A 12,052-nucleotide genomic window follows, 5' to 3' on the forward strand; every position below is an offset into this window, starting at 1 on the left:
CTTGTCGTTTTCAGGATCGTGCGTCGTTTTAAAGGCGGGGGTTTATATATCAAGGATTGAATTAAAAGCGGACGTCATCACGCCATGGATGACGCAGTTTCGGAGGTTGGCTCGACGCCAATACATTGATGAATAAAATATTTTCTGTTGTCTGGAACACGTCAATGTGTTGCTGGGTGGTTGCTTCGGAACTTGCCAGCAAGAAGACCAAGAGTGGGCCCGCTCCTCAGCGTAAATGCAGCTCGAAAATTCGCAGGACAACAGTGTTTGTGCTAGTCGCTTTTCCGTTGGGGACACTGAGCCCTATGGCATTGGCGGCGGTCCCGTTAGGTAGCGGTGCTAACGCATCAGGAACTAACTCCACGGCAATTGGAGATGCATCATATGCGACCGATAATTATACGACTGCCTTAGGTTATGGTGCCGGCGCGACCAAGGAAGCCGCAACGGCACTCGGTGAATATTCGAACGCTACAGCCATAAGTGCCACCGCTGTAGGCAGAAATGCTATCGCTTCCGGTGTAAATGCAACGGCGTTAGGTGCATATACTACCGCTGCCGGGTTAAACGCAGTTGCTTTGGGCGGTGGTTCAACCGCAGCGTTGGCCGCTAGTGCTGCTGGAGCGAACAGTATTGCCCTAGGGACGGATTCATCGGTGACTGCGGCGGGCAGTTCCGGTGTTGCGCTGGGTGCATTTGCATCCGTGACAGCCGCCGACAGCGTGGCGCTGGGCTCGAACTCGTCCGCCACCGGCGCCACGCTGGCTACTGCGGCTTATGGCATCGGCGGCACGGCGACGACGGGCGGTGAAGTGAACATCGCCAACGGCGCCAACGGCCGTCGCATTACCGGTCTTGCCGCCGGTGCCAATGCGACGGATGCCGTCAACGTCAGCCAACTCAATAAAGTGGGGCAGGACACCGCGACCGCCCTGGGCGGCGGCGCGGCGCTGAATGCGACCACCGGGGTATGGACGGCACCCAGTTATTCCACTAACAGCATCAACGCTGTCGGCACCAACACCGGTCCGTTGGTTAGCAGTAACGTCGGCGCGGCACTGACCAGTCTGAATACCAGCGTGACCAACACGGCTGCCGTGGCGGTGAAATACGACAATGCCGCGACCAAAACTCAGGTGACCTTCAACCCGTTGGGTACTGCGACCAAGCTGACCAACGTCGCGGCCGGTGTCTTGAACGCCACCAGCACAGACGTGGTGAATGGCAGCCAATTGTTTGCGGACAGTCAGAACACGGCAACCGCCTTGGGCGGCGGTGCGGCAGTCAATGCAACCACCGGGGTATGGACGGCTCCGAGCTACTCCACCAACAGCATCAGTGTTAACGGCACCAACACCGGTCCGCTGGTTAGCGGCAACGTCGGCGCAGCACTGACCAATCTGAGTACCAGCGTGACCAACACCGCCAATATCGCGGTGAAATACGATGCGGTTGGCGGCAACGCCATCACCCTGGGTGCGACCGGCGGAGCAGGTGCACCGGCCGGTGGGGTGAAAATCACCAACCTGACTGCCGGAGCCTTGAACGGCACCAGTACCGATGCGGTGAACGGCAGCCAACTGTTTACCACCAATACTGCCGTCAGTAATGTGGTGACCCAGACCACAACGTTGGGCAACACCTCGGCCAGCACCTTGGGCGGCGGCGCCACTTACTCGTCTGCGACGGGTATTACTGGCTTCAGTCTGCCGATCAACGCGATCAGCACCACCGGGGCGGTCGGGGCTGGCACTGCGCAAACCAGCGTAGCGGGTGCGTTGTCGGCGCTGAACACCGACACGGTCAACACCGCCAATATCGCGGTGAAATATGACGCGGTCGGCGGCAACGCCATCACTCTGGGCGCGACCGGTGGTGCAGGCGCACCGGCAGGCGGGGTGAAAATCACCAACCTCAGCGCCGGTGCCTTGAACGCCACCAGCACCGATGCAGTGAATGGTTCGCAGTTGTTCTCGACCAACCAAAGCATCAATAACATCATCAACAACGGCCTCAAATACTTCCACGCCAACTCGGCCCTGGCCGACAGCACCGCCACGGGCACTGACAGTGTGGCGGTCGGCCCGGTCGCCAGCTCGACGGCAACCAATGCGGTGGCCATCGGCAATGGCGCTGTGTCCAGCGTGGCAAATTCGGTGGCCTTGGGCAGTGGCGCAACGACTGCGGCGGCGACGGCCACCCCGACGGGTGTGGTGAATGGCACGACTTACACTTACGCAGGTGCTGCTCCAATCGGTGTGTTGAGCGTTGGCAGTGGCGGTAACGAGCGTCAGATCAGCAACGTAGCGGCTGGCCAAGTCACTGCCGCGAGCACCGACGCGGTCAACGGCAGCCAACTGTTTGCCACCAATACGGCCATCGATGCTGTCGGCACCCAAACCACAACGTTGGGCAACACCTCGGCCAGCACCCTGGGCGGCGGCACCACTTACTCGCCAGTCACAGGTCTGACTGGCTTCAGCCAGCCGATCAACGCGATCAGCACCACCGGGGCGGTAGGGGCCGCCTCTGCGCAAACCAGCGTTGCCGGTGCGTTGTCGGCGCTGAATACCGACACAGTCAACACCGCCAATATCTCCGTGAAATATGATGCGGTCGGCGGCAACGCCATCACCCTGGGCGCAACCGGTGGCGCAGGCGCACCGGCCGGCGGGGTGAAAATCACCAACCTGAGTGCCGGTGCCTTGAACGCCACCAGCACTGATGCAGTGAATGGTTCGCAGCTGTTTGCCACCGATACGGCCGTCAACAATCTGGGAACCCAGACCACTACGCTGGGCAACACCTCGGCCAGCACCCTGGGCGGCGGCGCCACTTACTCTGCGGCCACAGGTGTTACTGGCTTCAGCCAGCCGATCAACGCGATCAGCAACACCGGGGCGGTAGGGGCCGCCTCTGCGCAAACCAGCGTTGCCGGTGCGTTGTCGGCGCTGAATACCGACACAGTCAACACCGCCAATATCTCCGTGAAATATGATGCGGTCGGCGGCAACGCCATCACCCTGGGCGCAACCGGTGGTGCAGGCGCACCGGCCGGCGGGGTAAAAATCACCAACCTCAGTGCCGGTGCTTTGAACGCCACCAGCACTGATGCAGTGAATGGCTCGCAGCTTTTTGCGACCGATACGGCCGTCAACAATCTGGGAACCCAGACCACTACGCTGGGCAACACCTCGGCCAGCACCCTGGGCGGCGGTGCCACTTACTCGCCGGCCACAGGTCTGACTGGCTTCAGTCTGCCGATCAACGCCATCAGCACCACCGGTGCGGTAGGGGCCGCCACTGCGCAAACCAGCATTGCCGGTGCGTTGTCGGCGCTGAATACCGACACGGTCAACACCGCCAACATCGCGGTGAAATATGATGCGGTCGGCGGCAACGCCATCACCCTGGGCGCGACCGGTGGAGCAGGCGCACCGGCCGGCGGCGTGAAAATCACCAACCTCAGCGCCGGTGCCTTGAATGCCACCAGCACTGATGCAGTGAATGGTTCGCAGCTGTTTGCCACCGATTCGACCGTCAATAATCTGGGGACCCAGACCACTACGTTGGGCAACACCTCGGCCAGCACCCTGGGCGGCGGCGCCACTTACTCGCCGGCCACGGGCCTGACTGGCTTCAGTCTGCCGATCAACGCGATCAGCACCACCGGTGCGGTCGGGGCCGCCACTGCGCAAACCAGCGTAGGGGATGCATTGACGGCGCTGAACACCGACACGGTCAACACCGCCAACATCGCGGTGAAATACGATGCGGTCGGCGGCAACGCCATCACCCTGGGCGCGACCGGTGGTGCAGGTGCACCGGCCGGCGGAGTGAAAATCACCAACCTCAGCGCCGGTGCCTTGAACGCCACCAGCACTGATGCAGTGAATGGCTCGCAGTTGTTTGCGACAAACCAGACCGTCGATGGCCTCGTCAACAACGGCGCGGGCATCAAGTATTTCCACAGCAACTCAATCCTGGCCGATAGCACTGCGACCGGCGTCGACAGCGTGGCCATCGGTCCAACGGCGAGTGCGACCGTGGCCAATGGTGTGGCGCTCGGCTCGAACTCATCGGCCACTGGCGCCACGCTGGCTAACGCGGCTTATGGTGTCGGCGGTGCGGCGACGGGGGGCGAAGTCAACATCGCCAATGGAGCCGATGGCCGTCGCCTTACCGGACTGGCCGCAGGCTCCAGCGCGACTGATGCGGTCAATGTCAGCCAACTGAATAAAGTGGGGCAGGACACGGCGACGGCCTTGGGCGGCGGCGCTGCACTTGATGCGACCGCGGGCACTTGGACGGCACCGAGTTATTCCACCAACAGCATCAGCGTCAACGGCACCAACACCGGTCCGTTGGCCAGCAACAACGTCGGCGCGGCACTGACCAATCTCAACACCAGCCTGACCAACACCGCCGCCGTGGCCGTGAAATACGACGATGCCAGCACCAAGACTCAGGTGACCTTCAACCCGTCAGGCACCGCGGTGAAGTTGACCAATATCGCGGCCGGTGCCTTGAACGGCACCAGCACCGATGCAGTGAACGGCTCGCAGTTGTTCGCGACCAACCAGACCGTCGATGGGCTCGTCAACAATGGCGCGGGCATCAAATACTTCCACGCCAACTCGACCCTGGCCGACAGTACTGCCACGGGCACTGACAGCGTGGCGGTCGGCCCGGCGGCCAGCTCGACGGCAACCAATGCAGTGGCCATCGGCAATGGTGCCGTGGCCAGCGTTGCCGATTCGGTGGCCTTGGGCAGTGGCGCAACCACTGCGGCGGCGACTGCGACCGCAACGGATGTGGTGAATGGCACTACTTACACTTACGCAGGCGCTGCTCCAATCGGTGTGCTGAGCGTGGGCAGTGTCGGTAACGAACGTCAGATCAGCAACGTAGCGGCTGGCCAGGTCACTGCCGCCAGCACCGACGCGATCAACGGCAGCCAACTGTTTGCCACCAACACGGCTGTCGATGCGGTCGGCACCCAAACCACAACGTTGGGCAACACCTCGGCCAGCACCCTGGGCGGCGGCGCCACTTACTCGCCGGCCACGGGTCTGACTGGCTTCAGTCAACCGATCAACGCGATTAGCACCACCGGTGCGGTAGGAGCTACCACTGCGCAAACCAGCGTTGCCAGTGCCTTGTCGGCGCTGAACACCGACACAGTCAACACCGCCAATATCGCGGTGAAATACGATGCGGTCGGCGGCAACGCCATCACCCTGGGCGCAACCGGTGGCGCAGGCGCACCGGCCGGCGGGGTGAAAATCACCAACCTGAGTGCTGGTGCCTTGAACGCCACCAGCACCGACGCAGTGAACGGCTCGCAGCTTTTTGCGACCAACCAGACCGTCGATGGGCTCGTCAACAATGGCGCGGGCATCAAGTATTTCCACAGCAACTCGATCCTCGCCGACAGCACCGCCACGGGCACTGACAGTGTGGCGGTCGGCCCGGCGGCCAGTTCGACGGCAACCAATGCGGTGGCCATCGGCAATGGTGCTGTGGCTAGCGTGGCGAACTCTCTCGCGCTGGGTAATGGTGCGACGACCACCGCCGCGACCGCTACACCTAGCGGGATAGTCAACGGCACCACCTTTACGTACGCAGGCGCTGCTCCGGTGGGTGTATTGAGCGTCGGCAGTGTCGGTAATGAACGTCAGATCACCAATGTAGCGGCTGGCCAAGTCACTGCCGCCAGCACCGACGCGGTCAACGGCAGCCAACTGTTTGCCACCAACACGGCGGTCGATGCGGTCGGCACCCAAACCACAACATTAGGCAACACCTCGGCCAGCACCCTGGGTGGCGGCGCCACTTACTCTGCGGCAACAGGCGTTACTGGCTTCAGTCTGCCGATCAACGCGATCAGCACCACCGGTGCGGTAGGGGCTACCACTGCGCAAACCAGCGTTGCCGGTGCCTTGTCGGCGCTGAACACCGACACAGTCAACACCGCCAACATCGCGGTGAAATACGATGCGGTCGGCGGCAACGCCATCACCCTGGGCGCAACCGGTGGTGCAGGCGCCCCGGCCGGCGGGGTGAAAATCACCAACCTGACTGCCGGCGCCTTGAACGCCACCAGCACTGATGCAGTGAATGGCTCGCAGTTGTTCGCGACCAACCAAAGCGTCGACAACATCGTCAACAACGGCACCGGTATCAAGTATTTCCACAGTAACTCGGCTCTCACCGACAGCAGCGCAACCGGCGTTGACAGCGTGGCCATCGGTCCAGCGGCGAGTGCAACCGTGGCCAACGGCGTGGCGCTCGGCTCGAACTCCTCGGCCACTGGCGCCACGCTGGCAAACGCAGCTTATGGCGTTGGCGGCGCGGCAACCGGGGGCGAAGTGAACATCGCCAACGGCGCCAACGGCCGTCGCCTTACCGGTCTTGCTGCGGGTGCCAGTGCGACGGATGCCGTCAACGTCAGCCAACTGAATAAAGTGGGGCAGGACACGGCGACCGCGCTGGGCGGGGGAGCGGCAGTCGATGCCACCACAGGCACATGGACGGCACCGAGCTATGCCACCAACAGCATCAGCGTCAACGGCACCAACACCGGTCCATTGGCCAGCAACAACGTCGGCGCCGCACTGAGCAATCTCAATACCAGCCTGACCAACACCGCCGCCGTCGCCGTGAAATACGACGACGCCAGCACCAAGGCTCAGGTGACCTTCAACCCGGCAGGCTCGGCGGTCAAATTGACCAACGTTGCGGCCGGTAACTTGAACAGCACCAGCACCGACGCGGTGAACGGCTCGCAGTTGTTCGCGACCAACCAAAGCGTCGACAACATCGTCAACAACGGCACCGGCATCAAGTATTTCCACAGTAATTCGGCTCTCACCGACAGCGCCGCAACCGGCCTGGACAGCGTTGCCATCGGCCCCGCGTCCATCGCCGCAGGTGCCAATTCGTTCGCCGCCGGCTCGGGTGCCAGTGCGGCCGCTGATGGTGGTGTGGCACTGGGGCGTCAGAGTCAGGTTCAGGTCGCGGGCGGTATCGCACTGGGCGAAGGCTCGGTTGCGGACCGTGCCTTGGCACCGGCCACCGGCACCATCCCGGTCGGTAGCGGCGCGATCATCTATGACACCTCGGATGCCACGTTGCTCGGCTCGGTGTCGGTGGGCAAGGCCGGTAGCTACCGGCAGATCACCAACGTGGCGGATGCCACCGATGCTCACGACGCCGTGACCCTGCGTCAATTGACCGGGGCGATGGGCTCCTTGAGTTCGACCGGCACCCGTTATTTCCACGCCAACTCGACGAACCCTACGGACTCACTCGCCAGCGGTGCCGAGTCGGTTGCGGTCGGTCCGGCCACCGTGGTCAACGGTGACAACGGCATTGGTATCGGCAACCAGGCCACTGTCGGTCTGGCCGCTGCCGGCGGCATTGCCATCGGCCGTAATACGCAGGTGCTGCTGGCTTCCGGTATCGCCATGGGCAGCGCGGCCCAGGCGTCGGCTGAGCAATCGGTCGCGTTGGGTGCCGGTGCCAATGCCAGTCACGCCATGAGTGTGGCGCTGGGCTCGAGCTCGGTGACCACGGTCGGCGCCGAGACGAATTACAGCGCCTATCGATTGGCCGCACCGCAGACGTCGGTCGGCGAGATCGGCTTCGGCACGGCACAGGGCAATCGCAAGCTCACCGGGGTGGCGGCAGGCACGCAAGACAACGACGCAGTTAACGTGGCGCAACTGAAATGGGTCGGTGATCAAGTGGATCAAAACACTTCGGACATCACTAACCTGGGCGGTCGGGTCGGCGGCCTCGAGAACCTTATCGGCTCGGGAGGCGGCATCAAGTATTTGCACGTCAACTCCACCGGCGCCGACTCCGCTGCCACCGGTACCAACTCGATGGCCTTGGGTTCCAAAGCCCTGGCATCGGGTAACGGCTCGGTGGCGGTGGGCGACGATGCCAAGGCTGCCGCTGACGGCAGTGTGGCGTTGGGCAGTGGCTCCAGCGATGAGGGTAGAGGTGCAGAGACTTACAGCGGCAAGTACTCGGCGGCGAACAACCAGACCGCGGGCACGGTGTCGGTGGGCAATGCCGCGACCGGCGCAACCCGCACGGTCAGCAACGTTGCCGACGGCAAGGACGCCAACGATGCGGTCAACGTACGCCAGCTCGACGGTGCAGTCGCCGAGTCCAAGCAATACACGGATGTCTCGATCGCCAATATCGGTGGCAATGCGGCTCAGCAGGGTGCCCGCATCAGCGTCGTCGAGGGTGATGTCTCCAACATCAAGAATGGCACCGACGGCATGTTCCAGGTGAACAACAGCAGCGCCGCCGCCAAACCGAAAGCCACTGGCGTCGATTCGATCGCCGGGGGTACGGGGGCGGTGGCGTCGGGCAAAAACAGCGCGGCGGTCGGTACCCGGTCTCAGGCCACTGGGGAAAACTCGGTCGCCGTGGGCAACGGGGCCAAGGCTTCGGCCAGGAACGCCACGGCATTGGGTGCCAATTCGGTGGCTGATCGCGAGAACAGCGTATCGGTCGGCAGCGTGGGTAACGAGCGCCAGATCACCAACGTGGCAGCGGGTACCAGCGGCACGGATGCAGTGAACTACGACCAGTTGACCAAGAGCGTGGCGGGCATTACCGACAGCGCCAATGCCTACACCGACCAGCGTTATTCGGAGCTGAAAAATGACCTCAAGAAGCAGGACGACATTCTCAGCGCGGGGATTGCCGGTGCCATGGCCATGGCCAGCATGCCGCAATCGTACTCACCGGGTGCAAGCATGACGACGGTGGCCGCCAGTACCTATCGCGGTCAAGCGTCGGTGGCCTTCGGTGTTTCACATTTGTCCAGCAACGGGCGGTGGCTGACCAAGTTGCAGGGCTCTACCGACTCGCAGCGCCAGGTGGGAGTGGCCGTGGGTGTTGGTTATCAGTGGTGATGGCAGTTTTTGATACGTCTCTATCCGACTTTTACTCAGGCAAAAAACCATGAACATAAAAACAATTTTCGTCACCACACTGATCACTTTGTTGGCACTGGCCGGTTACGACAAGTTCCTGATCAACAGACCCGCGGACGTCAAGACCAACTGGCTCAACATCCCCGCTTTGCCAGTGATTCACGATGCGATATTCGAGTTGTCGCCGACATTCAACGGGCAGCGCAATGCGCCGGCGATGGAGCAGCTCTGCGCGTTGGCCCGGGGTGAAGCGAAACAGGAGCAGGTCAACGCCTTCCTCAAGCAGGCAGGGGTAGACGCAGAGAAGTTGCCGAAACAAGGAAGCCAGTTCTCGCTGTTTATCAATGGCAACCAGGCAGGGCAAGCCACGGCCTGTGCGGCGTACCTGGCAACGACCGTCTTGTCGCCGGTCAATGTGGCCGAGTTCATGCGCCCCGTCACGACGCCGGCCACCGATGGGCATCCGGAGAAATCGACGCTGCAGGTTGATAACGCGTTGTTGACCACGGCGCTGTCGATCAAGTTGGCGGAGGCGCGGGCCAATGCCGATGTGTTTGCCTTGATCGCCGCCGAGTTGCAACGCAGTCCCGGTTTGACGATACCGCAATACCGTGAGCGCGCCGGGCAGTTGTTTGCCCGCCTGGCACCGACTTACCTGCAACGCATCAAGGATCAACTGCCGCCTGCGGACACGCAGTACAAGCTGCTGCAAATGGATGACAGTCGCTTTCTCTTCAGCAGCTCCGCAGGCAGCGTATTCGAATTTGGCAGCAACGGTCTGATCCTGAACCTGGGCGGCATTACCTGGTATGGCGAAGGCAAACTGCTGGGGAAGGATTACCCGCTTCAGGTGGCTTACTTCGACAAGACCGTCAAGGCGTTGCTGGCACCGCCTCAATCCTGATGCTCGACCCCATGACATCGTGATCGCGCAGGGTGATGAAGACAGCGTCTGAATTTCACCCGGCGCATGAAGGTTTGGGAAATCACCTGCAGACACTGCCGAAAGGTGAGTGAACATCGAAGAATCGGAAGCGTGCAATGAAACGAGCATCGTTGTTTTTTGGGGCCTTCAGTATCGCCTTCAGCGTGACAGCTGCTGTTCCACCGCCCAGCGGAGCATTCGACGCAATCGAATGGCCAGCCTCTCTGAGGAACGCGCCTTCAAAAAGCGCCACGTTTGGGGATCTCGTTATTCAATTCGAAAAAACGACGCTCGCGCAGGTGATGAGCGAAGCGTCCGTTGGCACCATCGCGCATCAAGGCGACGCTGGCGCTAGTGTTTATTGGTTGTGCTACAGCCAGCCCAATGCCGGCGCGCTGATATGGATCATCTCAAACGGTGAGATGGGGGGTGACAACCACGCGGTGACGGGTGTTATCGCCGAGCAATTCAAGTCTGCCCGGGCGAGCATCGACTGTCCTGCGTTACCGGTAAAGTTGCAGCCCTTGTCACTTGCCAATGACGTGTGGCTTGGCTCCACGGACATCGCTATTCAACAGATGCTGGGGATGCCTTCACATCAGGCAGGTGCATGGCGGGCTTTCGACTTTCAGGGCAGGAAGCAAGGCGAGTGCGAAGGCGGGTATGACGTCTATAACTGGCTGCGGACCCGGTCGGACAAAGGGCGCGTCAACCGGATTGATGCGGGGCAAGTCACCAGCTGCTAGTCCGGATTTTTATTCAGCAACTGAGGACAATGCCTCGGTTGTTTCATCGAGTGGCGTTCCAGCTACTTTGGAGTCAATGCTGATGCGACCTTCTGATTTTGTCTCTTCTCTTTTTGCAATGGGCATCGCGGGCTTTGCGTTGTCCATACCCGGAACAACGCAGGCCCACATCGGATCCCTCTATTGTGGATCGGCCTCGAACGGTCTGGGTGTCAATGCCGTCACCACTCAGGCGAAGCAACGTGCCTGTCCGGCGGCGATCGAGGTCGCCAATGCCTATATCCGGTTGAACTACAAACTGGAGCCCGTCCTGATCCTGAACAAGGGCGAGCGATGGATCTGCCGGCAACGCCAGGGTGACACCAATCCTTACGGGGAATGCTTGATGCAGAAAAATCCCGATGAAAAGGTCACGCTGACTTCTTAAGCAGGGCGAAACCTCGTGCTCGATCGTGCAGGCGGGTGCTTGCACGGTCGAATCATTTCTCAAAATAATAATTATTTATTGTAATCAGATAATTTATCGTCAAATATAAGTCACCCTAACGGCTCAGTAAGGAACTGTGCATGAACTCCCGTATAAACTACTCGGCGCTGCAACGGATGCATTGGATCGGACTGCTGGCCGCGTTACTGGTCTGGGCCATGGGCATCATCGAGGTGGGTAGTAACGCCATGGTCTGGATCTATGACAAGGATGAAATGCTCGCTGCGTTGCTCGGTGCTTTTGCCGAAAACGCGCCGCAACTGCTCGACCCCTTTGCCGAAGATGCGCTGCTTGACCCCCATACGTTTCTCTCGCCACGGGTCACTGCACTGATCATCGTTCTGGACTTCCTGCCCCAGTTGCTATCGGCGTACGTGTTATGGCTGACCGGGTTGTTCTTCCTGCGCTTGTCCCGCGGCGAAACCTGGTCCGACCGCAACACCAGCATCCTGTGGCGCATCGGTGTGTTGTGCATCGTTTTGCCCGCGACCTACCCACTGATAGAAACCCTGCAAGGTCTGGCGTTGTCCATGGACCTGCCCCCGGGGCAAGGTATTCTCAAAGTCTCGATCGGCCTGTCCTCCGCTTCCGCGTACGAGATCGTCAAAGGACTATTACTCTGCGTTTTTTCCATTATCATGCGCGATGCCAAAGCGCTCAGCGATGAGCACAGTCAATACATATAGAACAATTTAATGACCATTATCGTTCGCCTCGACGTTGTCATGGCCACGCAGAAAATTCGCTCGAAAGAGTTGGCTGCCCTGCTGGGCATCACCGAGGCCAATCTTTCATTGCTGAAAAACGGCAAGGTCAAGGGGGTGAAGATCGCCACCCTGGACAAACTCTGCGCGGCGCTCGATTGCCAGCCAGGCGACCTGCTGGAATTTCAGAAAGACTGAGCATTGCGAGTTGTTTATCGCGAGGCTCAACC

Annotated in this window: 6 protein-coding genes and 1 pseudogene; 6 read left to right on the forward strand and 1 reads right to left on the reverse strand. The window is 60.9% G+C overall.

What is annotated here, in order from left to right; genetic code table 11:
• Window positions 1-128: 128 nt before the first annotated feature.
• Window positions 129-581, forward strand: a pseudogene (locus tag ACA049_RS10610) (ESPR-type extended signal peptide-containing protein); the annotation flags it as partial.
• A 75-nt stretch (window positions 582-656) separates the two neighbouring features.
• Window positions 657-8,939, forward strand: a complete 8,283-nt coding sequence (locus ACA049_RS10615) for a hypothetical protein (RefSeq protein ID WP_497336815.1) — start codon at window positions 657-659, stop codon at window positions 8,937-8,939.
• A gap of 31 nt (window positions 8,940-8,970) precedes the next feature.
• On the opposite strand, the gene ACA049_RS10620 is transcribed toward ACA049_RS10615, so the two are convergent.
• Window positions 8,971-10,014 carry a hypothetical protein gene (locus ACA049_RS10620; RefSeq protein ID WP_497335227.1) on the reverse strand — a complete coding sequence of 348 codons (1,044 nt, stop codon included), beginning with the start codon at window positions 10,012-10,014 and terminating at the stop codon, window positions 8,971-8,973.
• Between ACA049_RS10620 and ACA049_RS10625 the strand changes: the two genes are divergently transcribed.
• The 4 genes from ACA049_RS10625 to ACA049_RS10640 all read left to right on the forward strand — a co-directional run bounded on the left by ACA049_RS10625 (window position 10,002) and on the right by ACA049_RS10640 (window position 12,020).
• Window positions 10,002-10,631, forward strand: coding sequence for a hypothetical protein (locus ACA049_RS10625; RefSeq protein WP_497335229.1), 630 nt, complete (start codon window positions 10,002-10,004; stop codon window positions 10,629-10,631). The two genes, ACA049_RS10620 and ACA049_RS10625, sit on opposite strands and share 13 nt — an antisense overlap.
• 82 nt (window positions 10,632-10,713) lie before the next feature.
• Window positions 10,714-11,058 carry a hypothetical protein gene (locus ACA049_RS10630; protein ID WP_497335231.1) on the forward strand — a complete coding sequence of 115 codons (345 nt, stop codon included), beginning with the start codon at window positions 10,714-10,716 and terminating at the stop codon, window positions 11,056-11,058.
• Window positions 11,059-11,198: 140 nt separating this feature from the next.
• Window positions 11,199-11,804 carry a hypothetical protein gene (locus ACA049_RS10635; protein ID WP_497335232.1) on the forward strand — a complete coding sequence of 202 codons (606 nt, stop codon included), beginning with the start codon at window positions 11,199-11,201 and terminating at the stop codon, window positions 11,802-11,804.
• Between the two features lie 9 nt (window positions 11,805-11,813).
• Window positions 11,814-12,020 carry a helix-turn-helix domain-containing protein gene (locus ACA049_RS10640; protein WP_201205025.1) on the forward strand — a complete coding sequence of 69 codons (207 nt, stop codon included), beginning with the start codon at window positions 11,814-11,816 and terminating at the stop codon, window positions 12,018-12,020.
• Window positions 12,021-12,052: the final 32 nt, after the last annotated feature.

The sequence above is a fragment of the Pseudomonas sp. LBUM1662 genome (assembly GCF_059695915.1).